At 66.7% G+C, this 25,053-nt stretch carries 24 protein-coding genes; 19 read left to right on the plus strand and 5 right to left on the minus strand.

All coding sequences use genetic code 11. The features are described 5' to 3' along the window. Together AC1D34_RS06960 and AC1D34_RS06965 are read right to left on the minus strand one after the other, a co-directional pair. Positions 1-993 (minus strand): NAD(P)-binding domain-containing protein (locus AC1D34_RS06960; protein ID WP_476823839.1); only part of this gene is annotated, 993 nt, incomplete at its 3' end. 102 nt (positions 994-1,095) lie between these two features. Then, complete coding sequence (locus AC1D34_RS06965) at positions 1,096-2,247, minus strand: isochorismatase family protein (RefSeq protein WP_476823840.1); 1,152 nt, start codon at positions 2,245-2,247, stop codon at positions 1,096-1,098. A gap of 122 nt (positions 2,248-2,369) precedes the next feature. Between AC1D34_RS06965 and AC1D34_RS06970 the strand changes: the two genes are divergently transcribed. The 19 genes from AC1D34_RS06970 to AC1D34_RS07060 all read left to right on the plus strand — a co-directional run bounded on the left by AC1D34_RS06970 (position 2,370) and on the right by AC1D34_RS07060 (position 22,451). Beyond that, positions 2,370-3,266, plus strand: a complete 897-nt coding sequence (locus tag AC1D34_RS06970) for a LysR substrate-binding domain-containing protein (RefSeq protein ID WP_476823841.1) — start codon at positions 2,370-2,372, stop codon at positions 3,264-3,266. Positions 3,267-3,374: 108 nt separating this feature from the next. Next, positions 3,375-4,028 carry a M15 family metallopeptidase gene (locus AC1D34_RS06975; RefSeq protein WP_476769388.1) on the plus strand — a complete coding sequence of 218 codons (654 nt, stop codon included), beginning with the start codon at positions 3,375-3,377 and terminating at the stop codon, positions 4,026-4,028. A gap of 536 nt (positions 4,029-4,564) precedes the next feature. After that, positions 4,565-4,993 (plus strand): DUF2721 domain-containing protein, encoded by a 429-nt coding sequence (locus tag AC1D34_RS06980; RefSeq protein ID WP_441493719.1) that lies wholly within the window; start codon positions 4,565-4,567, stop codon positions 4,991-4,993. Between the two features lie 272 nt (positions 4,994-5,265). Then, positions 5,266-6,048, plus strand: coding sequence for a GntR family transcriptional regulator (locus AC1D34_RS06985; RefSeq protein WP_441493720.1), 783 nt, complete (start codon positions 5,266-5,268; stop codon positions 6,046-6,048). Next, the gene (locus AC1D34_RS06990; protein ID WP_476776858.1) at positions 6,045-7,550 is read left to right on the plus strand and encodes an ABC transporter substrate-binding protein; all 1,506 of its coding nucleotides are present in this window, start codon (positions 6,045-6,047) and stop codon (positions 7,548-7,550) included. Before AC1D34_RS06985 ends, AC1D34_RS06990 begins: the two co-directional genes overlap by 4 nt. A gap of 6 nt (positions 7,551-7,556) precedes the next feature. After that, a complete protein-coding gene (locus AC1D34_RS06995; protein WP_441493722.1) occupies positions 7,557-8,483 on the plus strand; it encodes an ABC transporter permease in 927 nt (308 codons plus the stop codon). Continuing rightward, complete coding sequence (locus AC1D34_RS07000) at positions 8,480-9,337, plus strand: ABC transporter permease (RefSeq protein WP_441493723.1); 858 nt, start codon at positions 8,480-8,482, stop codon at positions 9,335-9,337. Before AC1D34_RS06995 ends, AC1D34_RS07000 begins: the two co-directional genes overlap by 4 nt. Before the next feature lie 11 nt (positions 9,338-9,348). Further along, a complete protein-coding gene (locus tag AC1D34_RS07005; protein WP_476769384.1) occupies positions 9,349-10,134 on the plus strand; it encodes an SDR family NAD(P)-dependent oxidoreductase in 786 nt (261 codons plus the stop codon). Positions 10,135-10,145: 11 nt separating this feature from the next. Then, positions 10,146-11,054 (plus strand): polysaccharide deacetylase family protein, encoded by a 909-nt coding sequence (locus AC1D34_RS07010; protein WP_476823842.1) that lies wholly within the window; start codon positions 10,146-10,148, stop codon positions 11,052-11,054. After that, positions 11,054-12,598, plus strand: a complete 1,545-nt coding sequence (locus AC1D34_RS07015) for a gamma-glutamyltransferase family protein (protein WP_476823843.1) — start codon at positions 11,054-11,056, stop codon at positions 12,596-12,598. The genes AC1D34_RS07010 and AC1D34_RS07015 overlap by 1 nt, the downstream gene beginning before the upstream one ends. After that, positions 12,595-13,575, plus strand: coding sequence for an ABC transporter ATP-binding protein (locus AC1D34_RS07020; RefSeq protein ID WP_476823844.1), 981 nt, complete (start codon positions 12,595-12,597; stop codon positions 13,573-13,575). Before AC1D34_RS07015 ends, AC1D34_RS07020 begins: the two co-directional genes overlap by 4 nt. Continuing rightward, entirely contained in the window at positions 13,572-14,543 is a 972-nt protein-coding gene (locus AC1D34_RS07025) for an ABC transporter ATP-binding protein (RefSeq protein ID WP_476823845.1), read from the plus strand. Before AC1D34_RS07020 ends, AC1D34_RS07025 begins: the two co-directional genes overlap by 4 nt. Before the next feature lie 137 nt (positions 14,544-14,680). Beyond that, positions 14,681-15,616 (plus strand): transcriptional regulator GcvA, encoded by a 936-nt coding sequence (gcvA, locus tag AC1D34_RS07030; protein WP_476823846.1) that lies wholly within the window; start codon positions 14,681-14,683, stop codon positions 15,614-15,616. A gap of 148 nt (positions 15,617-15,764) precedes the next feature. Next, positions 15,765-17,357: an ABC transporter substrate-binding protein gene (locus AC1D34_RS07035; RefSeq protein ID WP_476823847.1), complete on the plus strand. Its 1,593-nt coding sequence runs from the start codon at positions 15,765-15,767 to the stop codon at positions 17,355-17,357. Positions 17,358-17,460: 103 nt separating this feature from the next. Further along, positions 17,461-18,408, plus strand: coding sequence for an ABC transporter permease (locus AC1D34_RS07040; protein ID WP_476823848.1), 948 nt, complete (start codon positions 17,461-17,463; stop codon positions 18,406-18,408). Next, positions 18,405-19,280 carry an ABC transporter permease gene (locus tag AC1D34_RS07045; RefSeq protein WP_476823849.1) on the plus strand — a complete coding sequence of 292 codons (876 nt, stop codon included), beginning with the start codon at positions 18,405-18,407 and terminating at the stop codon, positions 19,278-19,280. Before AC1D34_RS07040 ends, AC1D34_RS07045 begins: the two co-directional genes overlap by 4 nt. After that, positions 19,277-20,281 (plus strand): ABC transporter ATP-binding protein, encoded by a 1,005-nt coding sequence (locus tag AC1D34_RS07050; protein WP_476823850.1) that lies wholly within the window; start codon positions 19,277-19,279, stop codon positions 20,279-20,281. Before AC1D34_RS07045 ends, AC1D34_RS07050 begins: the two co-directional genes overlap by 4 nt. After that, positions 20,278-21,378, plus strand: a complete 1,101-nt coding sequence (locus AC1D34_RS07055) for an ABC transporter ATP-binding protein (RefSeq protein WP_476823851.1) — start codon at positions 20,278-20,280, stop codon at positions 21,376-21,378. The genes AC1D34_RS07050 and AC1D34_RS07055 overlap by 4 nt, the downstream gene beginning before the upstream one ends. 2 nt (positions 21,379-21,380) lie before the next feature. Further along, the gene (locus AC1D34_RS07060; RefSeq protein ID WP_476823852.1) at positions 21,381-22,451 is read left to right on the plus strand and encodes a peptidase C39 family protein; all 1,071 of its coding nucleotides are present in this window, start codon (positions 21,381-21,383) and stop codon (positions 22,449-22,451) included. 24 nt (positions 22,452-22,475) lie between these two features. On the opposite strand, the gene AC1D34_RS07065 is transcribed toward AC1D34_RS07060, so the two are convergent. The 3 genes from AC1D34_RS07065 to AC1D34_RS07075 form a co-directional block, all read right to left on the minus strand. Further along, positions 22,476-23,351 (minus strand): DUF4118 domain-containing protein, encoded by an 876-nt coding sequence (locus tag AC1D34_RS07065; RefSeq protein WP_476823853.1) that lies wholly within the window; start codon positions 23,349-23,351, stop codon positions 22,476-22,478. Positions 23,352-23,432: 81 nt separating this feature from the next. Continuing rightward, a complete protein-coding gene (locus AC1D34_RS07070) occupies positions 23,433-23,603 on the minus strand; it encodes a hypothetical protein (RefSeq protein ID WP_476823854.1) in 171 nt (56 codons plus the stop codon). A gap of 244 nt (positions 23,604-23,847) precedes the next feature. Then, the gene (locus AC1D34_RS07075; protein ID WP_476823855.1) at positions 23,848-24,768 is read right to left on the minus strand and encodes a dihydrodipicolinate synthase family protein; all 921 of its coding nucleotides are present in this window, start codon (positions 24,766-24,768) and stop codon (positions 23,848-23,850) included. Positions 24,769-25,053 lie beyond the last annotated feature (285 nt).

Here is a 25,053-nt window from a genome sequence, read left to right on the forward strand (position 1 = left end):
GCCCTTCTCGTCCCGGATCTGCAGCGGCGCCAGATGGTCGAGCGAGCTGCGAAAACCGGTGCACCAGAGAATGACATCGGCCCTCTGCTCGGCTCCGTCGGCCCAGCGCACACCCTGTTCGGTGATCTCGCTGAACATCGGCACACGCTTCAGCACGCCGCGCTCGCGGGCGGCAAGCAAGGCCGGTGTCAGTGGAATCCCGGTCACCGACACGACGGAGCCGGGGATCAGGCCCTGCCTGACCCGGTCTTCGACCATGGCGACGGCGGCGCGCCCATCTTCTGCCGTGAAGGGACGGTCCCGAAACTGCGGCTCCCGCCTGGTGACCCAGGTGGTCGAGGTGACGCGGGAAATCTCATCGAGCAATTGCAGAGCGGAGATGCCGCCGCCGACCACGATGACATGCTTCCCGGCGAACGCGTCGGCTGTGCGGTAATCGCGGGTGTGAAGCTGCCGGCCCAGGAAGCGGTCGGCTCCCGGATAACTCGGAATATAGGGTGTCTCCCAGGTGCCGGTGGCATTGATGATGCTGCGGGCCGAGAAGGTTTCGCGATCGGTCTCGATCCTGAAGCGGTCGCCGCGGTCGCAGACGACCTTGACCGCCACCGGGCGATAGACCGGCAGCTGAAACTTGCGTTCATAGGCCGCGAAATACCGGGGAACAGCCTCGGACGCCCTCACCTCGGTCAGGCCGGGTTCGATCACATCGGAGAACTGCATGCCCGGCAGGTCATGGATCCGGTTGACCGTGCTGAGCGTCAGCGACGGCCAGCGATATTGCCAGGCGCCGCCGGCTTCCGGGGACTTGTCGAGAACGAGATAGTTCCTGCCGGCCAGAAGACCGAGATTCTGCAGGTGATAGGCGCTGGACAGCCCCGCCTGGCCGGCGCCGATGACCATGATATCGACCTTGATCACGGCTCGGACATCGCCCCTCAGTGGGGACGACTCGGTCGTATCGGGCGGGTCGGAAGGCTCGAGATCGGCGCTCATTCCCAAAGCCATGAGACAGGAAGCGCGCGAACTCAAGCCATCCTCCCAAAGCGCAGGCACGACACCTGCCGCGGCGCGGTCGACGCCGCTTGCCGCGAAGGGTCACCCGAATTCCGGATCATCCCGGGTGCGTTCCAGGATGAGGGGGATAATCAGATCCTCTTCATCCCAGAGATGCCGCAGCAGGGTTCGGTCGAAGCCCTCGATCTCTCCGGCGATCCGCTCGGCCACGCGCAACGCGTCCCCGTCGCGCCCCGAGACCTCGCCCGACAGCGCTGCGATGAGCTCGCGGCTGGCGCTTCCGAGCCGGTCGATCGCGCCATGGATCACATCGTGGTCATTGTCGAGGATATCGAACCCCTTCTGCAGCCTCGGTGCCGCGGCGGCAAAGGACGGGAAGTAGTGCTCATCCTCGACGCGGTGATGTCCATCGAGCTCGCCGAGCAAAAGGCCCATCCGGCGCTGGAAGAGCGGTAAGAACGCGGCTGGGGACGTGCGACCTTCCCTGAGATCGGTTGTCATGCCGCCGATCAGCACCGAGAGCTCCCGAAACAGATCATGCCTCTGGAGCCAGCCTTCGGCCAGCCCGTGCAGGCTCGGATCATTCGCCCACTGGTCGCGCGGGAACTTGCGCAGCAATGCGAGTAGCTCATCCGGCAGGCCGCCCCTCACCTCGACATTGAGTGCCCTGTCGATGTCCTTCATTTCGTCGCTCTCCTTTCCGCATTGGGGCGCTGGGCCGGCCGTGGCCGAGAACCAGACATAGGCAATGGTGGTGAGCGGCTGCGCGCCGGCCTGGACCATGCGCTGCACGCCGCGCTCATGGCCCTCGGTGCTGCCTCCGCCGGATGCATCGGTGACGATGTAGACCTCGTAGCCGTCGGCAAGCGCGTCGATCACCGGCATGCTCAGGCACACTTCGGTCCACAGACCCGCCATCACCAGCTTCTTCTTGCCGGATTTCTTGACCCAATCGAGGACGCGCTGATCATCCCAGGAATTCAGCCCGGTCCGGTCGACCGGCGTCTGATCCGGGAAGACGGCCTGGACCTCCTCGAACAGCGCCTGGCGCTCGGCGAAGGCCGTGGTGAGCAGGGTCGGCACCTTGAACAGCTTCGCCGCCTTGGCGAGGAAGGTCGTGTTGTTGACGACCGCTTCGCTGGTGTGGGAGCGCAGCGCCAGCAGCTGCAGGTACTGGTGATCGATCAGCAAGAGCGCGTGATCATCGGGGGTGAGCAGAGAACTCTTGGCCATATCGATATCTCCGTAGGGTTCGATCGAGGCCGCAGCCCCGATGCCTCAAGAGATATTCGTGGAACGAATTTGCCTGTAGTCGGCCATAGCGGTACTGTCCGTTCCAAAAATGGAACGACGCGATGCAGGATCTCAATGACCTCTTCTATTTCGCCCGTGTCGTCGAGCATGGCGGATTCGCACCAGCCGGGCGCGCGCTCGGCATGCCTAAATCGACGCTGAGCCGCCGCATCGCGCTGCTCGAGGACAGGTTGGGGAGCCGGCTCCTGCAACGTTCGACGCGGCATTTCGGGATGACCGAAGTCGGCGAAGTCTATTACCGGCACTGCGTGGCGATGATCGCCGAGGCAGAAGCCGCCCAGGAGGCGATCGACAACACCAGCGCCGAACCACGCGGGATGATCCGCGTGACATGCCCGATCTCGCTGATGCTGAGCTTTGTTTCCCCGGTCATGTCGCGTTTCCTGATCGCCCACCCGCAGGTGCGCGTGCAGCTCTCTGCAACGAACCGCCGCGTCGACGTGATCGAGGAAGGGGTCGACATCGCCCTGCGCGTCCGGTTTCCTCCGCTCGAGAATGAGGGGCTGGTGATGAAGCGGCTCGCAGAGAGCCGGCAGCTCCTGGTCGGAAGCCCGGCTCTGCTCGACCGGTTCGGCCGGCCGGAAACGCCTACGCAGTTGAGCCGGCTGCCAGGGCTGGATCTGATCCGGTCCCCCCCCAGACATGCCTGGGAGCTTCGCAACGCTGCGGGCGAACCTGTCAGCATCGCGTTCGAGCCGCGATACGCCACCGACGACATGGACGCCCTGCGGCAGGCGGCCGAGGACGGCGTCGGCATCGCTCAGCTCGCGGACTATCTGGTCATGGACAAGGTCGCCTCAGGAACACTGGAATTCATCCTGCCGGATTGGACGCTGCCGAGCGGAATCGTGCATGCGGTCTTTCCCTCGCGCCGTGGGCTGTCACCGGCTGTGCGCGGCTTCATCGACTTTCTCGCGGCGGAATTCCAGGCGAGATGACCCCGGCCAGCCTGCGGCAGCGTCCCTGACGCGCACTGCCTTGCCCATCCCCGAGGGCCGGACGATCCCGCCTTCCCTTGACTGCATCGGGCTGCGACTGTGCTGGCCATGCCTGCACCTCTGCGCTCCCTTGCACGCTTCCTCGCACGCCCCCTGCGCCTGGGTCTCCTCGCCATCGCGCTCCTCGGCAGCGGCTGGGGGAGCGGCGCCCATGGTCAAGCCAGAACGGGCGTGCCGGCAACTGCGGATGTCGCTGGCCCCTACGGACCGGGCGGCGTCTACGCGCGGATTCCGGCTGTCGATGAATACGGACGGGATCAACTGGCGATGTTCCGCGCCTGGAATCCCGATCCGCTCGGACATCACGAGGCCAATCTCCGGGCGATCCAGCCGGCGCTCGCCAGGGTGGTGGGCCGGGCCCAGGCCGACAATCCCGACCTGCGCTTCGTGATCGGCTCAGGCCGGCGCGACCGCACACTGCAACGCCAGGCGGTCGCCTGGGGCTGGTCCAGGGTGCATGCGAGCTCACACCGTTCGGGTAATGCCGTGGATCTGTGGCCGCTCGATGTGGAGGGCCGGGTGATCTTCGATCCGAATGCCCAGAACCGGATCGCAGTTGCACTCAAGCGTGCCGCCACCGAACTGGGCGTATCGCTGCGCTGGGGGGGCCGTTTCCGCGGCTACAAGCACATGGACCGCTCGCATTTCGAGCTGTCGTTCGGGGCAAGGGCCTCACGGAAGGTGGGTTCCGCCTCCCGGTGATGATCCTCTGGCCGGACAGAGTGCAGGCGGGCAAAGCCGAGAATGGCAACCGCTTCATTGACCAACCCCGGTGGCTGGCTGTGCGAGAAGGCCAAGGTCCACGTTCGCCTCGGCCCCGTTCGAGCGTACGGGTTGGCCCGACAGCGGAACCAAGTATGGTGCGCGGCAATACCTCTCTTGGCTCATATCTGAATTCTGGCGCTTCGTCTTCGTTCAGCAGCAGGTCGAGAAACCTGTCATGAGGACGTTTGAATTTTCACCGATGCAGAAGGGCGCGGGCTTCAACCTCGATGCGGTGAAGGCGAAAATCGACGTCGCCCGAACCGACATGGTCAAGTAAGGGCCAAGCCTACGGCCAAAGCCATATCACGGCAGGCGGATCAAAGCTGCCCGACGTGACTTATCCGCAGATCGCGACGCTTTCTGGAAGGGCGCCATGAACCCCAAATACGCTGCAGCCCCACTCGCGCCCCTATGGGCGCCGCAGGGCCGTCACGCCCCGCACGTCAAGCAGACGCAGCGGGCACGGTGAAACGGTGCTGTCCGAGCTTCCCTCCGTCAATCACCTGTCGCTGGTCATAACCCAGGCAGCGGCACCCGCCTTCCTCCTTGGCGCGGTGGTCGGCCTCATCTCGGTCTTGATCAACCGCCTCGAGCGCATTCTCGACCGGTCGCGAACATTGAACGCGCTGGATCGTTCGATCGCCCCGGATCTCAAGGCTGACTTGCCCCGCCTCGAACGGCGAGCAGGCTTGATCAACAGCGCCATCGTGTTCGCGATTTCCAGCGGGGTGACGACGATCCTGCTGATGGTTGTTGCCTTCGCCCTCGCCTTCCTGGGCTTAGCTCACGAGCGCGGCGTAGCGTTTCTCTTCGTCCTGTCCGTTGGACTGTTCGGCGCCTCGCTCACTCAATTCCTGCGCGAGGTCCAGATGGCGCTTCAGAAGATCGATCTCATCAGTTGACCGAACGCCCGGGCCAGATCATCGGACCGGATGCGGATCCGGTCCGATGATCCAATCTTTCTTAATGGGCATCAGCTTTCCCGAAATCCGCAATCCACTTTTCGGGCCCATGCTTCAGGTCCTCACCGCCTCCGAAGAGACTGTAGCCCCTGCGCTATCGGCCCGGCCCGAACAGCCGACCGCGTCGTGCGCGTTCGATGCCTCCAAGGCATTCTATTTGAGATGTCACAAAGCACTTGTGAAATCTCAGAAGCTGATCCAGCATGCCTGCCATGCTCGATACCTCGCCTGCGTTCGCGCCATCCTCGTCGCTCCCGGTTGCGGAGACGCAGCTCGATGTCGCAAGCCGGCGGCTGCGCAAGGCGGTCGTCTCCTGCGAGCTTGCGCCGGGCGAATTCGTCCATGAGGCCGCCCTGGCCGAACGCTTCGCACTGGGCCGCGCCGGTATCCGCGTCGCGCTGACCGAGCTCACCGCGGCCTGCTTCGTCGACCGGCACGCCCGCCAGGGTTGGCAGATCGCACCCGTCGACGGCGCCCTGATCGCGAGCGTACTGGACGGCCGCCGCAGGCTGGAGCCGTCGCTGGCGACGCTGCAGCCGAGCGGGCAGACCCAGGCTGCACTGGCCGCGCTGCTTGGCGTGATGGACTCTGTCCGGGGCCGGACCGAGCCGGTGGCGCTTTCGACCGCGCGCTCCGCCGAACGGCAGCTGCGCAACCTGCTGGCCGCGGCGACCGGGACGCTTGCCCGCCGCTGGCTCGGCGACATCTGGGACCATGCCGATCGGATCGTGCGCATGCTCGACCTCGCCGGCCATCCGATTGCGCCGGCTGAGCTCGGCGATCTCGTGAGCGCACTTGCCGCTGGCGATGCCGAGGCGGCGAGCCTCGCCATCGCCGCGGAGCACCGGCGCTTCACCGAGGCACTCGCCCAGGGCCTGATGCTGGCGGCATCGCGGCCCGCGCCACCACCGGCCCGCTCGGCAAGGCGCTCGCGACGGACGACGACCATCACCACCGACCAGCCCCGCCCCCTCTCGAAGGAGCAGCAGCGATGACCCCTCTCTCACGGAATGCTCGTCTTGCTGCGCTGGCCGCAGCGCTCGCTTTCTCTGCCGCCCCCGCCCATGCATCGAAGGAGCGCTTCGTCGTCGACCTCGTCAACGAGCCGTCCTCGCTTGATCCGCAGGTGCAGTGGAACCCCGACAGCTACTATGTCTACCGCAACATCTTCGACAATCTCGTCACCCGCGACGACAAGGGCGAGATCGTCCCGCAGGTCGCGACGAGCTGGAAATACCTCTCCGACACCGAGATCGAATTCGAACTGCGCTCCGATATCCTCTTCCACGACGGTTCGAAGCTGACCGCCGAGGATGTCGCCTACAGCGTCAAGCGCATCACCGACCCGAAATTCGGCAGCCCGCAGCTCGGCCAGTTCGACAAGATCACCGATGCCGTCGCGCTCTCGCCGACCAAGGTGAAGCTCACCACCAACGGCGCCTATCCCGCCCTGCTGGCCCAGCTGGTCAAGCTCTCGATCGTGCCGAAGGCGGTTGTCGAGGCCGTCGGCAAGGATGCGTTCAACCTGAAGCCCATCGGCAGTGGCCCCTATAAATTCGAAGGCTGGCAGCGCGGCGTCCAGGTCTCGCTCACCCGCAACGATGCCTATTGGGGCGACAAGGGTCCGTTTCCGGCGGTGATCTTCCGCGCCGTGCCGGACGGAGCGACCCGGGTCGCCAATCTCCAGGCCGGCACCAGCGATCTCGGCGTGACGCTCGACAGCGATCAGGCGGCCCAGCTCAAGTCGTCGGCCAAGGCCAAGGCCCTGATCGGCCTGACCGAGCGCGTCGCCTATCTGCGCCTCAACACCACCAAGCCGCCGTTCGACAACGTCAAGCTGCGCGTGGCGGCGGCCCATGCCATCGACAAGGAAGGCATGGTCGACGGCCTGCTCGGTGGCTTCGACAAGCCCGTCTCGCAATTGCTGACGCCTGCGAGTTTTGGCTGGATCGAGGGCATGAGCGGCCCTGGCTTCGACCTCGCCAAGGCCAAGGCCCTAGTCGCGGAGGCCGGCCCGGCGGCAAAGGCCGAGATCGAGCTTGCGACCGCACCGGTCTTCGATCAGCGCATCGTCCAGGCGATCCAGCAGCAGCTCGTCGATGCCGGCTTCACCGTCAAGATCGCGATGACCGACATGGCGACCTATCTCAAGCGCTCGCAGGCCGGCCCCGAGGCCACCTCGACGCTGAGCTTCGGGCGCTGGTCCTGCGCCTGCCAGGATGCCGATGGCGTGCTCTTCCCGCTGGTCCACAAGAGCAGCGGCTGGTCGGCCTATCGCAACCCGAAGGCCGATAGCCTGCTCGAGGAGGCGCGCCAGACGCTCGACAAGGACAAGCGGCTTGCCGCCTACAAGCAGGTTCACGAGATCATCGCGACGGAAGCCCCGCTCGTGCCGCTCTATCAGGCGGCCGTGCTCTACGGCGCGACCAAGAACCTGCAGTTCAAGCCGACGCCGAATGAAAGCATGTTCCTGAACCGCATGAGCTGGGTGGACTGAGGCTTCGTGCAGGGCTTTCTTCTCAGGCGTGCCGGACAGGCGCTCGTCACCATCCTCGGGGTGGTGACGCTGATCTTCTTCGTCCAGCGCCTGACCGGCGATCCGACCTATCTGCTGGTGCCGGAGACCGCGACCAAGGCCGATGTCGAGGCGCTGCGCCATGCGCTCGGCTTCGACCGGCCGCTTCTGCTGCAATATCTCGACTTCCTGGCTGATCTCGCCCGTTTCGATCTCGGCCAGTCCGTGGTGCAGCGCGTGCCGGTGCTGACGATCATCGCCTCGCGCCTGCCCTACACGCTGATGCTGGCGGCGGGCGCGCTCGTCGTCGCCTGCGGCATCGGCGTGCCGATGGGCATCCTGCTCGCGGTGTTTCGCGACAGGCCGATCGCCAAGGCCGCTTCCGGCATCGTGCTGGCGGCCCAGAGCATGCCGACCTTCTGGAGCGGCATCCTGATGATCCTGGTCTTCTCGGTGCTGCTCGGCTGGCTGCCACCCTCCTCCACCGGCGATTTTTCGCATCTCATCATGCCCTCCTTCGCGCTCGGCCTGCTCAGCATGGCGACCTTTGCGCGGATCACCCGCTCGGCCCTGCTCGACGAGCTCTCGAAGGACTATGCCCGCACCGCCCGCTCGCGCGGGGTCCGCACCGGCCGGCTGCTGCTGCGCCATGTCGCCCGCAACGCCTCGATCCCGCTGATCACAGTCGCGGCGCTGGAAATCTCGAACCTGCTCGCCGGTGCGGTGATCGTCGAGACGGTGTTCGCCTGGCCCGGCATCGGCCAGGTGACTGTGCAGGCGATCCTGGCCCGCGATTTCATGATCGTGCAGGGCGTCGTGCTGATGGGGGCCTTCGTCACCGTGCTGCTCAACCTGCTCTCCGACGTGCTCTACAGCATCATCGATCCGCGCATCGTGCTGGACGGGGCGCGATGAGCGCGATCGCTGCCTCCAGCCCTGGCCCGCGCCGCCGCCTCGCGCTTGGCCGCTGGTGGCCGGTCGCGATCATCGCGCTCGTGGTGCTGGTCGCGATCCTGGCGCCCTGGCTCGCGCCCTATGACCCCAATGCCCAGAACCTCGCCGGCCGGCTGAAGCCACCAGGCACCGTCTCGCGCAGCTTCCATTACTGGCTGGGCAGTGACGAGCTCGGCCGCGACCTGCTCAGCCGGATCATCCATGGTTCGCGGGTCTCGCTGATCGTCGCCTTCGCCTCGGTCATCCTGTCGGGGACCGTCGGCACGGTCCTGGGCATGATTGCCGGCTATCGGCGCGGGTTCGTCGAGGTCGCGGTGATGCGCGTCGTCGATGTCTTCCTCTCGATCCCGGCCGTGCTGCTCGCGATCATCACCGTCGCGGTGCTGGGGCCGAGCCTCGTCAACGTCATCATGGTGCTCGCGCTGACGCGCTGGCCGCGATACGCCCGCGTGGCCTATAGCCAGACACTCACGGTCGCGACGATGCCCTATGTCCGGCTGGCCGCGCTGATGGGCGCCGGCGCCGGGCGCATCCTCTTCCGCCATATCCTGCCCAACATCATCGGCGCGGTCAGCGTCGTCGCGACGCTCGAATTCGGGCTGATGGTGCTGTTCGAGGCGGGCCTTTCCTTCCTGGGGCTCGGCGTGCAGCCGCCGACCGCGAGCTGGGGGGCGATGCTCTCGACCGGCCGCAACTATGTCGCGACCGCCTGGTGGGCTGCGACCCTCCCCGGGCTTTGCCTCTTTGTGCTCGTGCTGGCCGTCAATCTGACGGGCGATGCCGTGCGCGACCGCCTCGACCCCCGTTTCCGCTAGGGATCATGACCATGTTCGACGACATCAAGGGAAGACGCGCGCTCGTCACCGGCGCCTGCGGCGTGATCGGACGCTGGATCGCGGAAACGCTGCACGAGGCCGGCGCGGTGCTGGCGCTGACCGATGCGCGCGAAGACGAGCTTGCGGCCCTAGCGGCTTCGCTCGGGCTCGGCGGCGAGAGCTTCACCAAGGCGGCCGACCTGACCGACGAAGCCTCGATCAAGGCGCTTGCGGCCGAGATCGGTACGCGCTGGGGCGCGGTCGACATCCTCGTCAACAATGCCGGCATCTATCCCAGCGGCTTCCTGCTCGACACCTCGACGGAAGAGTTCGACCGGATCTTCTCGGTCAACCTGCGCGCACCCTTCATCCTGACCCGCGAGATCGCGACGCAGATGGTGCGCCAGGGCGTCAAGGGCTCGATCATCAACATCTCGTCGGGCGCCTCGCGCAAGATGCGGCGCACCGTCGTGCCCTATTGCACCTCCAAGACGGCGCTCGACCGGCTGACCAAGGGCTTTGGCGTCGAGCTCGCCGAATTCGGCATCCGCGTGAATGCGCTCGAGCCCGGCTTTGCCGCCGGCAGCAAGGTCAGCGACCTGACCGAGGCGCATATCCAGAGCACGATCTCCCAGATCCCGCTCGGCCGCCCCTCCTCGCGCGAGGATGTCGGCAATGGCCTGCTTTACCTCGCCAGCAGCGCCTCGGCCTATGTCACCGGCGCGACCCTGACGATCGACGGAGGCAACTCCATCGGCTCGCTCGCCGTCCATCAGGACAAGAAGAACCCGCTCTAGTGGAGGGCACGATGACAACCTCCCTTGCGCCTGCGCGCTTTCCCGTCTCGGATTACGAATGGCCGGCCGGCAAGAGCAGCGCCTTCTGCTTCAGCGTCGATGTCGATGCCGAGAGCCCCTATCTCTGGAACCTGTCCGAGGGCGCGCCCGCCACGCTCGGACAGATCGAGCAGCGGCTGTTCGGCCCGCGCATCGGCATCTGGCGCATCCTCGACCTGCTCGACCGCTACGGCATCAAGGCGACGATGTTCGTGCCGGGGCTGGTGGCGAAGAACCATCCGGAATTGCTGCCGGCCTTCGTCGAGCGCGGCCACGAGATCGGCCTGCACGGCTATTTCCACGAGATCGCGACCGAAGCCGGTCCCGAGGAATTCGCCCGCGCGCTCGATGAATCGCTGGCGCTGTTCAAAGCCCAGGCCGGAATCGTGCCGAAGGGGTTCCGCTCGCCGGCCTGGGAGATGACGCCGGCCATGCTGGCGGAGGTGAAGCGGCGCGGCCTCTATGACAGCTCGCTGATGGGCTTCGATCATCCCTACACGATCGACGGCATTACCCAGGTTCCGGTGCTCTGGGCGGTCGATGACGCAATCTATTTCCGCTTCACCGGCAGCCCGACGGACCGGGCTCCGCCGTCGCCGCAGGGCGGCATCCTCGAGGCCTGGCTCGACGAGTGGCACATGCTGCATCGCGAGGGCCGGATGATGATGCTGACGATCCATGACTGGATTTCCGGCCGGGCCGGGCGGATCAGGATGCTGGAGCGGCTGCTCGACGCGGTCACCTCCTCGCCCGGCGTCTGGATCGCGACCGTCGGCGAACTCGCGGCCCATCATGCCGCAAGCGCCAATGCCCAGCGCTTCAGCGTGCCGTTGCGCCTGCCCGAGCCGAGCGCGCCACGACGCTTCAAGACGCCGCGCTGATGCAGACCTTCACCGTCCGCCGGCCTGCCGTCCATTCGGCCCATGGCCTCGTCGCCGCGCAGAACCGGCACGCCGCCGAGGCCGGCGCGGCCGTGCTCTCGCGCGGCGGCAATGCGATGGATGCCGCCATCGTCACCGCATTGGTGCTCAGCACGGTCGAGCCCTGGCTCTCCGGCGTCGGCGGCGGTGGTTTCCTCGTCCATGCCGATGGCCGGACCGGCGCGACCGAAACGCTCGATTTCAATGTCCGGGCGCCTGCCGGCATCGACCCGGCGGATTATCCGCTCACCGATGCCCAGACCGGCAACTGGTTCGCCTGGCCCTCCGTGGTGGGGGACCGGAACGTCTCCGGCTATGGTGCGATCTGCGTTCCCGGCGCGATCGCCGGTTTCTCCGCGGCGCTGGAGCGCCATGGCACCCTGTCCTGGGAGGAGGCGCTGCAGCCGGCGATCGAGCATGCGGAGCGCGGGCTGGAGATCGACTGGTTCGCGGCGCTCTGCATCGCGATCGAAGTGGCGGGCCTCGCCCGCGACCCGGTGCTGGCTGCCCTGCTGCTCGACAATGGCCATGCGCCCAAGGCCGGAGCCGATACGCGGCGCTTCAAGCCGATGGTGCAGAAGGCGGCCTTGCTCAAGCGGTTGGCGACGTCCGGCGCGCGCGATTTCTACGAAGGCGAGACGGCGCGCGTTCTGGCAGTCGATCTCGCAGCCGGCGGCTCGGCCATCCGGCCGGGCGATCTCGCAGCCTATGACGTCACCTGGGCGCCGCCGCTAACCGGGCGTTATCGCGATTTCGACATCGCCGCGATTCCCGGCCTCAGCGGCGGGCCGAGCTTCCTCGATGCGGCCGGGCGTCTGGCGTCCGGCCCGATCTCGCCCGAGACGACGCCTGCGCAACGGGCCCTGCTGTATGCCAGTGCCATCCGCGAGGCCTATGCCACGCGCCTGACCACGCTCGGCCATGCAGCGACACCGCAAGCGGGCTGCACCTCCCATGTCAGCGTGGTCGATCGCGACGGGACCATGGTCTCCTTGACCAACACCCTGCTCTCACGTTTCGGCGCCAAGGTCGCGCTGCCGAATGCCGGCATCATCATGAACAACGGCATGATGTGGTTCGATCCACGCCCCGGCCAGCCGAACAGCATCGCAGCCGGCCAGAAGCCGCTCGCCAATATGTGCCCGCTGGTGCTGAGCCAGGACGGGCGGCCGGTGCTCGCCATCGGTGCGGCCGGCGGGCGCACGATCTTCCCGACCGTGCTCCAGCTGATCTCCGGCATCGCCGATCTCGGTCTGTCCCTGGAGGAGGCCTTCCATCGCCCGCGTATCGATGCCTCGACGCCGCGCATCAAGATCGACGCCCGCGCCGAACCCGACGTCGCCGCGACCGTCGCCACCGCCTTCCCGGTCGAGATCGTCGAGGACACGCTCTACCCCGTGAATTTCTCGATTCCCTCGGCGGTGATGACCTCTTCCGCCGGCGGCTTCATCGGCATGGCCCATCCGACCAGCGCCTGGGCGGCAGTCGTCGCGGCAACCGCATGAGCACGACCGAGGCCCCCGTCCTGGCGATCGAGGATCTCGTCGTCGAGATCGACGGCAACCGCATCATCGATCAGGTCTCGCTTTCGGTCGGTGCCGGACGGATCCTCGCCATCGTCGGCGAATCCGGCTGCGGCAAGAGCCTGACCGCGCTCTCGGTGCTCGACCTGCTGCCGAAGGCGGCACGGTTCATGGGCGGCGCGATCCGGCTCAACGGGCGCGACCTGACAGGGCTTGGCGAGGCCGCGCTCTCCGATGTCAGGGGCAATGAGGCGACGATCATCTTCCAGGAGCCGGTCGCCTCGCTGAACCCGCTGATGCGTGTCGGCGAGCAGGTCGAGGAGGCGCTGATCCTGCATCGCGGCCTCTCGGCCAGCGCCGCGCGCGAGGAGGCGATCGCGATGATGACGCGCGTCGGCATTCCCGATGCGACGCGGCGCGCGCGCCAATATCCGTTCGAGCTCTCGGGCGGGATGTGCCAGCGCATCATGATCGCCTCGGCACTGATCTGTCGCCCGGCCCTGCTGATCGCCGACGAGCCGACGACGGCGCTCGACGTGACGATCCAGGCCCAGATCCTCGACCTGATGCGCCGCCTGCGCGAAGAGGTCGGCACCGCGATCGTGCTGATTACCCATGACATGGGCGTCGTTGCCGATCTCGCCGACGATGTCTGCGTGATGTATGGCGGGCGCATCGTCGAGAGCGGCGCGGTCGAACCGATCTTCGCCGAACCGCGCCACCCCTATACCAAGCTCCTGCTCGCCACGATTCCGACGCTGCAGGGCCAGCGCAAGGCCGTGCTGCGCACCATCGAGGGCATGGTCCCGAGCGCCGGGTCCTGGCCCGATGGCTGCCGCTTTCGGACGCGCTGCCCGCTGGCGGACGAGGCCTGCCTGGCGCCGCCGCCTCTCGCCTGCGTCGGAGAAAGCCATCGCGCCGCCTGCTGGCATTCGGACCATGTCGAGGCGCTGGTATGACCGCATCGCCGCTGCTTCAGGTCCGCGATCTCAAGGTCCATTTCAAGCTGCGTCGCGGCGTCGGTACGCCGGGCGGCGTGGTCAAGGCAGTGGACGGCGTCTCCTTCGACGTTGCGGCCGGCCGCACATTGGCGCTGGTCGGCGAATCCGGCTGCGGCAAATCGACGACCGCCTATGCCGTGATCGGCCTCGAACAGGCGACGGGTGGCACGGTCGCGTTCGATGGCCGCGACATCACCGGGCTGAAGGGGCGCGAGCGGGCGCAACTCGCCCAGGAGATCCAGATCGTCTTCCAGGATCCGAGCGCCGCGCTCGACCCGAAGATGAGTATCGAAGCCAGCATCAGCGAGCCGCTCGCCATCGCCGGCTGGACGCGCAGCGACCGGCGAAAGCGCGTGGCCGAGCTGCTCGACCGGGTCGGCCTTCCCGCCGCCTTCGCGGAGCGTCTGCCGAGCGCGCTCTCGGGCGGGCAACGCCAGCGCGTGGTGATCGCACGCGCGCTGGCCCTGTCGCCGCGCCTGCTCATTCTCGACGAGCCGGTCTCGGCGCTCGATGTCTCGATCCGCTCGCAGGTGCTGAACCTGCTGCTCGAGCTGCAGCGCGATCTCAACCTCGCCTATCTGTTCATCTCGCATGACCTGTCGGTCGTCAGGCATATCGCCGACGAGGCGATGGTGCTCTATCTCGGCACGGTCATGGAAAGCGGGCCGATCGATACGATGTTTGAGACGCCGCAGCACCCCTATACGCAGGCGCTGCTCTCGGCGATCCCGCTGCCGGACCCGCTGCTGCAACGCCGGCGCGAGAAGATCATCCTGACCGGAGACCTGCCGAGCCCGCTCTCGCCGCCGCCAGGCTGTCCCTTCGTCAGCCGCTGCCCGATCCGGATCGAGACCTGCAGCGCGGCCCGTCCGCCCCTGCTGGAGACGGCGGCAGGGTCGCGCGTGGCCTGTATCCTGAGGCACTAGCAGCTGGCCCTTCGGAACGGAGGCTCGAACTGCCGGAGACGCAGGGCAAATGCGCTCTGTCCGCGGGCGAATTGCCGTATCCAACCCAACGGCCCATCGCTATTGAACGGTCCTTGTCGATCCGCCCGGAACCCATCGTGCGCCGCGTCCTGCCGTCTCTGCCTTCGTTGACGATCTTTGAGGCGTCGGCGCGCCATTCGAGCTTCACCCGCGCGGCAGAGGAACTGAATCTCTCGCAGAGCGCGGTCAGCAAACAGGTTCAGTCGCTGGAGGCCTTTCTAGGCCTGCGCCTGTTCGAGCGCGTGAGACAGCGCATTGTCCTGACCGAAGCGGGACAGCTCTATCTCGCCAGGGTGCGCGAGGCCCTCGAGATCATGGAATCGGCAACCATGGAAGCGCTCGCCTTCCAGGGCGGCGGCGGAATACTCAACATCGCCACCCTTCCCACCTTCGGTGCGCGCTGGCTTGCGCCGAGGATCGGCGGTTTCCGGGCTCTGCATCCGCGTTTCGCCCTCAGCCTGACCGTTCGGGCCTGGCCCTTCGACCTCGTCGAGGAGAACATCGATATCGCTGTCTATTTCGGCGAGAAGCCCTGGCCCGGCGGTCCATCCGACTTGCTGATGGAGGAAGAGATCATTCCTGTCTGCGCTCCGTCGCTGCTGGCTCCCCACGGGCCCGTCAGCACGGTCGCGGATCTCGATCGGCTCGCCCTGCTCCATCACCGCGCACGGCCGCGAGCCTGGAAGGACTGGCTGCAGCTGGCCGGCGCGAGCGAGGTCAACCCGTTCCACGGCGTTCGCTTCGAGCAGTTCGAAATGATCATCCAGGCTGCGATCAGCGGCATGGGAATGGCGATCGTGCCGCGCTTCATGATCGAAGCCGAACTGGCCGACGGAAGGCTGGTCGCACCATTCGCCCGCGCGATGAAGAGCGCGGAATCCTACTACCTCGTGTGCCCGGAGCGGAAACGAGATCTGCCGGCAGTCCAGGCGTTCCGACGCTGGGTCCTGGATGAGGTGAGCCTGTTCCGGCAGCGCCAGCGCGACGAAAACCGGCTCGCACCGAAGGGCTGAAACTTCATTCCCCGAAGGAACGAAGTGACGCGATCTTATCGTTATGGCCGGCGCTGGCAGCCACCTTACTATGCCGTTCGCGACCACCAGAACCGGGTTTCCGGGATCTGGCAGGGAGAGCGGCTCAATCGCACGGGAGCGGGTTTTGTTGGATTCTTTCGGGTCACGCGCGGCGAGCCTTGCTTTCGCGCTTCTTCTCGTCGCGCCGGCTGCTGCTCTGGCGCAAGAGAGCACGCTGACGGCCCTGCGAACGAGCGACGCCGATCGCTACGACCCCCAGCGCACCACGACGCTCGCCGCAGCAGAAGTGCTGTACATGGTCGGCGAAACGCTGGTCACGCTCGACCGCGACCTGAAGACCGTTCGCCCCGGCCTGGCGGAACGCTGGGAGGTCAGCCCGGACGGCCGGACCTATACGTTCCATCTCCGCCGCGACGTGAGCTTCTGCGACGGCAAGCGCTTTACCGCTGCGGCTGTCGTGGGCACGGTCGAGCGCTGGCTCAATCCGGACTTCGCCGGCGTCAGCAAATGGAAGGCGGGCAAGGTCGAGAGCATCAAGGCGCTCGACGACTACACCGTGGAGTATCGTCTCAAGGAACCCTATTCCGAACTGCTCTATCAGATGACGCAGTTCAACTTCGTCATCATCGACCCGGAACAAGCTGCGGCGCTGAAGGATAATTTCGGCATTTCCGCATTCAATGGGACCGGTCCTTTCTGCTTCCGCTCCTGGAAGCCGAGGACGGAGACCGTGCTGACCCGGCACGACGCCTATCGCTGGGGGCCGGCCTTCATGGAGAATGCGGGGCCGGCAGGTGTCGCCCGCTTCGTCTGGAAGATCGTGCCGGAGGCCGCGACGCTCGTCGCCGCCCTGCAGACCGGCGAAGGCGACCTCTCCTATTCGGTTCCGGCCTGGGCCGTCGCCGAGGTGCAGGCGAACCCGAAGATCCGGCTCCTCAATCCCGACCTGGCCTTCCGCACCCATTATGTCGGCATGAAGATCACGCGCCCGCATCTGGCGGACAAGCGCATCCGCGAAGCCATCAGCCTCGCCATCGACGAAGGCGCGATCGCCGATGCCATCTTCTTCGGCGAAGCCGAGGCGGCGAACGCCTATTTCTCCAAGGCGACCCTCGACTTCAATCCCGGGATGAAGCTCGGCGCCTTCCGCTACGATCCGGTCCGGGCCAAGGCACTACTCGACGAGGCCGGCTGGGTCGCGGGCCCCAAGGGCGTCCGCATGAAGGACGGCAAGCCGCTCTCGCTGAATTTCTACGGTTTCACGGGCGACGCCAATCGCCAGATGGCCGAGGCCATCCAAGGGGATCTGCGCAAGATCGGCATCGATCTCAAGGTCGAGCTCTACGACGCGACAATCGTCTGGGGCAAATTGCGGACCCAGGATTTCGATCTCTACCAGATGAACTACCCCTATCTGAGCGCCGGCGAGGCGATGAACCTCTACTTCCTCTCCAGCAACATGCCGACGCCCAACCGGATGAACTGGAACGACCCGGATACCGATCGCCTGATCGAGGAGGGCAACCGCGCGACCTCGCCGGAAGCGCGTTACAGCGCCTTCGCCCAGGCCGAGGCGATCGTCCATGAGGTCGTGCTCTGGAAACCGCTGGTGAACGAGAAACTGACCGTCGTCTCGCGGACCACCCTCAAGCCGTTCAAGCCGCACGGCATCAGCGGAGCGGCGCTCTACAACGGGTTGGACCTCATGCCGGCGAAGTAACGGCGAGCAAGCCGCCTGCGCCGCTCGGCGCGCCGGATGTKGAACAGGCGACGGCAAGGGGCACCTGGATGCCCGGAAGCCGTGCGCCCAGGGACGAATCGACGTGACGCGACAGCTGTTTTGGCGCCTCCTGAGCTCGCTACCGATCCTGCTGGGGGTGCTCTTCGCCGGGTTCCTGCTCTTGCAGGTCATTCCCACCGACCCGGCAACCATCATCGCTGGCCCCACGGGGACGGCGGCCGAAATCGATGCTATCCGGCGCCAGCTCGGTCTCGACGCCCCGATCCTGGTGCAGTTCTGGCTGTACATCCTGCGGGTCGCCCAGGGCGATCTTGGCCGCTCGATCATCAACAACGCCCCGGTGCTCGACGAGCTTGCATCGGCACTGGGCCCCACCGTCGAGCTCATGGTGGCGAGCCTGAGCTGGGCGGTGCCGCTCGGCATCCTGTTCGGCACGCTTGCCGCCACACGGCGCGGAAAAGCGTTCGATCGCGCGGTCATGGCGCTGTCGGTGGCCGGCGTGTCGGTACCGGCCTTCTGGGTCGGGCTGCTGCTGCTGCAATTTGCGGCCTATCGCTGGCAGCTGTTTCCGCTCCAGGGGCGTGGCGGACCGCTCTGGACATTGCGGGGCCTGCATCACGTCGCACTGCCGGCACTGATGCTCGGCGTCATTTTCATCGGCCCGGTCGCACGGATGACGCGGACGGCGGTGGTCGAGGTGCTGGGTGCCGATTTCATCCGTACCGCGCGGGCCAAGGGCGCGTCCGAGTTCCAGGTCGTCACGCGCCATGCGCTGCGGACGGCGCTGATCCCGGTCGTGACGCTGATCGGCCTCCAGATCGGATCGCTGCTCGGCGGCGCAGTCATCGCCGAGACGATCTTCTCCTGGCCGGGCGTCGGCCGGCTCGCGGTGGGCGCTATCGTGTCGAGCGATTTCCCGATGGCGCAAGGCGCCATTCTCGTGATCGCCTGCGGCTTCATCGTCGTGAACCTGATCGTCGATACGCTCTACGGCCTGCTCGATCCGCGCATCCGGAGTGCCCTGCGATGAGCGCCCAGGGTCCCGCATCGACCGTAACAGCTGCTCGCCCGTCCCGGCCGGGCATGTTCCAGCGCCTCAGGAGCKACAAGGTCGCGCTCGCTGCGCTGATCCTCCTTCTCGTCATCGTCGCGGCAGCCGTGTTTGCGCCACTTCTGACGCCGTTCGACCCCTATCATACCAATCTCCGGCTGCGGCTGCGTCCTCCCGGCGGCGCTCACCTCCTCGGAACGGATTCTCAGGGCCGCGACCTGTTGACCCGCTTGCTCTACGGCACGAGGACGACCCTGATCCTGGGCTTCGCCGGGGTCGCCATCGGCACCTTGATCGGTGGCAGCATCGGGCTCCTGGCGGCGTTCTATCGCCGGCTCGAAGGGCCGTTGATGCGCATCGTCGATGTCCTGCTCTCGTTTCCCTCGATCCTGTTCGGCCTCGCGCTCGCAGCGATGCTCGGCATCGGGATGGACAGTCTCGTGATCGCGCTGGGGCTATCGGCCTCGCCCCGGATTGCCCGCGTCACCCGCGCGGCGGCGGCCACGGTCATGCAGGCGGAGTATATGGAGGCCGGCCGCGTGATCGGGCTTTCCGACGCGACGCTGATCCATCGCTACCTCCTGCGCAATTGCGCGGCCTCGATCGTCGTCTACTGCACGCTGCAATTCGGCGAGACGATCCTGCTCGCAGCGGCTCTCGGCTTTCTCGGCCTCGGCCTGCAGCCGCCGACCGCGGAACTCGGCAGCATCGCGGCCGAGGGGCGGAGCTTCATCTTCCTGGCGCCGCATGTGTCGACCGCCGCCAGCCTGCTGATCTTCGTGATCGTGCTGTCCTGTAACGTTCTCGGGGACGCCTTCCGCGACCTCACGGATCCGAAATTGCGCCGATGACGACTGAGACACCCGTGATCGAGGTCCGCGGACTGCGCGTCTGCTTCAACACCGCTGCCGGCAAGGTGATGGCGGTCGACGCGGTCGACTTCGCCGTCGGCGCCGGCGAGACGCTCGCCATCGTCGGAGAATCCGGCTCGGGCAAGAGCATCATGTCGCTCTCGTTGCTGAGGCTCGTGCCTGCGCCGGGCGAGATCGCGGCGGGGCAAATCCTGTTTCGCGGCGAGGACCTCGTCGCCAAGCCCGCCCATGCCATGCGCGACATTCGCGGCGGCCAGATCGGCATGATCTTCCAGGAGCCCAACACGTCGCTCAATCCCGTTCAGACGATCGGCGACCAGATCATCGAAGCGATCCAGCTGCATGAGCCGGCGAGCCGTGCCCAGGCGCATGCAAGGGCGATCGAAGTACTGCAGCTGACCGGCATTCCGTCACCGGAGACGCGGGTCAAGGCCTATCCGCATGAACTCAGCGGCGGCATGCGCCAGCGGGCGATGATCGCAATGGCGCTGGCCTGCCGTCCCAGGCTGCTCATCGCCGACGAGCCGACAACGGCGCTCGACGTGACCGTGCAGGCCCAGATTCTCGACCTGATGCGGGAGCTGAAGGCCACGACCGGAGCCGCCATCATCCTCATCACCCATGACCTCGGGGTCGTCGCGGAGATGGCCGACCGTGTCGCGGTGATGTATGCGGGGCGCATCGTCGAGACCGCTCCGGTCGGGGCTTTGTTCGACAGCCCCGAGCATCCCTATACCGTCGGCCTCCTCAGCTCGATGCCGGCGATCGATGGCGACGAGGAGCCCCTCACGCCGATCGAGGGCGGCCCGCCCGATCCATTGGCCCTGCCTCCCGGCTGCGGGTTCCAGCCCCGCTGCCCGTTCGCCATTGCGCGGTGCAGCACGCAGGTCCCACCACTCCGCACAGTCAGGCCGGGGCATTCCTCCGCCTGCTGGCGCACACCGCTTCTGGAAACCCTCATGCAGGAAGGGCAGGCATGATGCCGGCTGTGGATGCCGCCACCACGCTTCTCACCGTCGACGGGCTGAGCAAGCAGTTCAGCGTCGCAGGCACATGGCCGTGGCAAAGGCGCAGGCTGAGCGCCGTCAACGACATCAGCTTCTCGATCGCACCGGGCGAAACCCTGTCGCTCGTCGGCGAAAGCGGCTGCGGAAAGTCCACGGCGGGGCGAATGCTGGTCGGGCTGACGGCCCCCAGCAGCGGACGCATCCTGTTCGAGGGGCGAGATATCGCGACCCTGTCGTCAAGCGAGCGGCGCGCCCTGCACCGCAATGTCCAGCTGATCTTCCAGGACCCTTACGGCTCGCTCAATCCCCGCATGACGGTCGGCGAGCTGATTGCCGAGCCCGCCCTGCTCTTCGGCCTCGCCGACAGGCACAGCGTTGCCGCCCGGGTCTCCGAGCTGCTCGGCCTGGTCGGCCTCGCCGACAGACATGCAGATCGCTACCCGCACGAGTTCTCCGGCGGACAGCGCCAGCGCATCGGGATCGCGCGTGCGCTGGCCGTCGAGCCGCGGCTGATCGTCTGCGACGAGCCGGTCTCTGCGCTCGACGTCTCGGTCCAGGCCCAGATCGTCAATCTGTTGCGGCGCCTGCAGGAACGGCTCGGACTGAGCTATCTCTTCATTTCGCACGGGCTGTCCGTCGTCCGGCACCTGAGCCACCGCGTCGCCGTGATGTATCTCGGCAATATCGTCGAGATCGGCCCGAAGGACGCGATCTTCGCCCGCCCGGCACATCCCTATACGCAGGCGCTTCTGGCCGCCGCGCCGGTTGCGCGACCTGGCGCACGCCGAAGCCGCGCCGTGCTGGCCGGAGACATGCCGAGCCCGCTCAATCCGCCGTCCGGCTGCCGCTTCCATCCGCGCTGCCCATTCGCCGTCGCGCGTTGTCAGCGCGAAGTGCCTGCGCTCACACCGGGCGATGACGGGCGCTCGGTTGCCTGCCACCGCTGGCGCGAGCTCGCATCGACTCCGGCCGCGGCGCAAACCCCGCGGCATGCGCCGCGCACCGCCCAGCTGCTGTCGCTCTATCGGAGTGCTGCGGCCGCCTCCGGCTCTCGCATCGGGACCAACTGACCATGCCAGCAATCGAGGTCACGCGCATTCCCGGCGGCCAGGACGCGCCGCTCGGCTTGCCGGCGGAGGTTGCCAGCCGCCTGGGCCCTCTTCTGTCCGCACCCGGGCAGCTCATTCTCGTCGCAAGACAAGGGTCCGTGATTGTCGGAGTTCTCGCCGGGCTTCGCCGCCGGACGACCGCGATGCTGCGCATCGTCAGGTTCTGGGTCGATCCAGCGAACGCGAATGGCGCCGGCGAGGAGATTGGCCGCGCGCTGGTCGCCGCGCTCGAACTGATCTCGCTCGAGGCCGATATCCTGACCTGGCGGATTGCCAGTGCGACCGGAGATGACGAGCTGCCGCCGGCCCTGCGGAGGCTGACCGGTATTGCGGCTGCCGAACAGGGCTCCGTCTACACCGAGCGCAAGCTGCGCAACGCGCAGCGGCCGCCGAAGCCGGTCGCACCGCTCTACCCGCAATCGACCGGCTTCACCTGCGGCCCCGCTTCACTTGCCATGGCCTTTGCAGGCCTCGAGCCCGCGGTCGTTCCCGATCGCCAGCTCGAAATCGCCCTGTGGCGCGAAGCCACGACCGTCATCGGGMTGACGGGTCCGGGCGGCTGCGACCCGTATGGGCTCGCACTGGCCGTTGCCGCGCGCGGCTATGCGCTCCGGCTGTTCATGAGCGCTTCGGAGCCGGTCCTGCTTGACCGCGGCAACACGGAGGCCAAGCGCGAGCTGATGACCTTCGTCCAGGCCGACTTCAAGAGCCGGGTGCTCGCCTCCGGCATCGATGTCGAACATCGCGCCTTCGAGAGCTGGGAGCTGCGGGACGCCATCGCCGAGGGTGCCATTGCCGTCGTTCTGATCGATCAGATGGAAACGCACGGCCGGACAGCGCCCCACTGGGTTGTCGTCCACGCCGTCCATGACGACCTGTTCCTGCTGAATGATCCCTGGATCGAGACGGACGCACTGGAAACGGAGGCCGACGTGCTCGACCTTCCCATCCATATCTCAGTCCTGGAGCGCATGGCCCGGTATGGCGAACCGAGCTACCGGGCAGCGCTGCTGATCGGACGGAGTTCCTCGTAGGCGTCCACAACGGCAGGGGAAGGCCTAGGATGCCCCCTGCTCGTCTGCGACGCCGTTCGACCCGGTCCGGAGATGCTGACGATCGAGGGCCAGGGCGAGAAGGCTTGCGATGATTTCGACAAGGGTGCCGGGCTGCGGTGGGCGCTCTTCGGGATCGAACGCCAGCCCGATGCCGGCGCGGTTTCCCACTGACGTCATCACAGGCCAGAAATCGAAGCGCGAGCCATTGAAGGGGTAGACGTCGGCCACCGAAACCGTACCGGTGGTCAGCGACGAGCGTGCCGCGTCGATGTCGACCTCGCGAGGCTCGATGGCGCCGCGTCTCTCGACGAAATCGCCCAGGGGCTCGGACATCAGCATCACGATGACCGGGACCTGAAACAGGGTTTCGAGCGCATTGGCGGTGCGGGAGAAGACCGCCCTGGGTTCGCCGGCCGCGACGATGTCCCGGCTGTAGGACCGCACGATCCCGGCCTGCCGCCGCGCCAGCGCCGCATCGTCTGCCCTGCGGCGGGCGGTCGAGGCCACGGCGCTTGTGATCAGACCGACGACAAAGAGCAGCCCGATCGCCCAGATGCTGGCGGGGTCGTCGACGCGTAGCGTGAAACGCGACTCGGTCAGGAAGAAATTATAGGACAGCGCCCCGAGGACCGCCGCACAGAGCGAGGGTCCCAGCCCGAAGAAAACCGCCGCGATCACCACCGGGACGACAAAGACGAGCGACAGGTTCGGGATTGTCACCGCGTTGTCGAGCCCGACCGCCACCACGGTTGCGATGACGGTCATCGCGACCGCCAGGACATAGCGGACCACCATCGGAGCCTTGAAGAGCTGCAAGGCCGTCAGCGTATCGGGGTCCGGCAGAAGCTCGAACTCACCCGGAGACCTGAGGGTGCTCATGGCAATCTCCCTGATGCCGGTGGGCATGCCCACCATATGGTGCGCCAATCCTGCATCGGCAGCCGCGCTTGCGGCGTGCGCCTAGTTCGGTGCCATAAAATTGATCCGGACCGCCAGGATGCAGGCCAAAAGCAGCAGCAGGACAAGGGACTGCAACAGGTCGCGCGCGATCCCGCCGAACGGCTGATGACGGCGGGCAGCGTGATAGACTGCTTCGCGTCGCCGCCTCAGGGATGCCTCATAGGTGACCATGTTCGCCTCCGTCATGCGAAAAGCGGATGATCGGCCTTCTCCCCGTAAGCTCGCTATGCGAGCTGTCATCCTGCGGCAYAAGGCAGGCGTAAGGGGCATCACCGGCACGGTGGTTCCTTCAGAGGCAGGGCTGGGTTCCGCGCCTAAAGCATCGGCCCCGAAAAGTGGATTGCGGTTTTCGGGAAAGCCGATGCAAACACAAAGGGTTAGATCATCGGGCCAGAAGCGATTTCGGGCCGATGATCTAGGCGGCGGAAAGCCGATGGACCGCGCGGCCGTTGATCGGCCGGGGCAGATCGTCGAGCGCATAGGTCAGGTCCTCGACGAGCGACGCGGCCGCCGTGACAAGGGGCAACCGACAGGCGGGGCTGATGCCGGGATGCTGGAGCGACAATGCCAGTTTGATGGCGACGGGGTCTGGCTCCGGGGCAGTGAGGCCGAGGAGCGGAACCAGGCGGCGCTGCAGGATCTGCGCCTGCTCGAAGGAGCCGATGCGGCAGGCCTCCCTGATCCGGCCCAGCAGCCGCGGCGCAAGATTGCCGATGCTGGTGAGCGCCCCGCAGCCGCCGGAGGCAAGATAGGCGGGGATGGTGTCGCCGGCACCGGTCAGGCGCATGAAATGCCGGCTGCAGCTGCGCATGATCCGGTCGCAGCGCGCGACGTCGCCGCGACGCTCGAGCACGCCCATGATGGTCGGCGTCGCCGCCAGTTCGGCCAGGGTTTCGGGCGGGAGCTCGACCGCGCAGCGCTCGGGATCATTGTCGATGATCAACGGCAAGGGGGTCGCGGCGGCAACCGAAAGGATGTGCTGGACGAGACCGGCCTGGGTCGGCCTGTTGTAATAGGGCAGACGCAGCAGGATCGCATTGGCTCCCGCCGCGGTGGCGTTGCGGACATCGGCGATGCTCTGCGCCGTCGCGTTCGACCCGGCCGCCGCGATGATGGGATAGACCGGCCCCGCGGCGGCCCGCGCCAGCCTGAGCAAGCGCATGCGCTCCTCGTCCGTCAGCGTCGAGCCTTCGCCGCTGGCAGAGCCGAGAACGATGCCGTCCGCCCCCTCCTGGATCTGCCAATCCACCAGCCGCAGGAAGGCTGGTTCGTCCAGGCTATTGCCGCTGAAGGGCGTCACCATCGGAGTGAACATCCCGCGAAGCCAGTGATCCATCGGAAACCTCACCCTGTCAGACCATCGATCGTGGCGCGTCGCTGCGGGCCATCGTCCCGACAGGCTGTCCCGCTCGGGAGGACGGTCAGGCGCGACCACCGTCACAGTCTCGGCTGGTTCCGCATAAGGATTCGATGCGGATCGGCATGGACCTCACGTAAGGGCGCCGCGTGTCCGGGAGCGCCCGGCCGGGCTCGCATCGACAAGCCCAAACCCTACTGACATGCCGGGCGCAGAACCGCCCGCGGGTGGCTTATGGAGCGTTTATGGCGCGCTCTGCAGAAG

It is taken from the genome of Allobosea sp. P1_A7 (assembly GCF_056406775.1).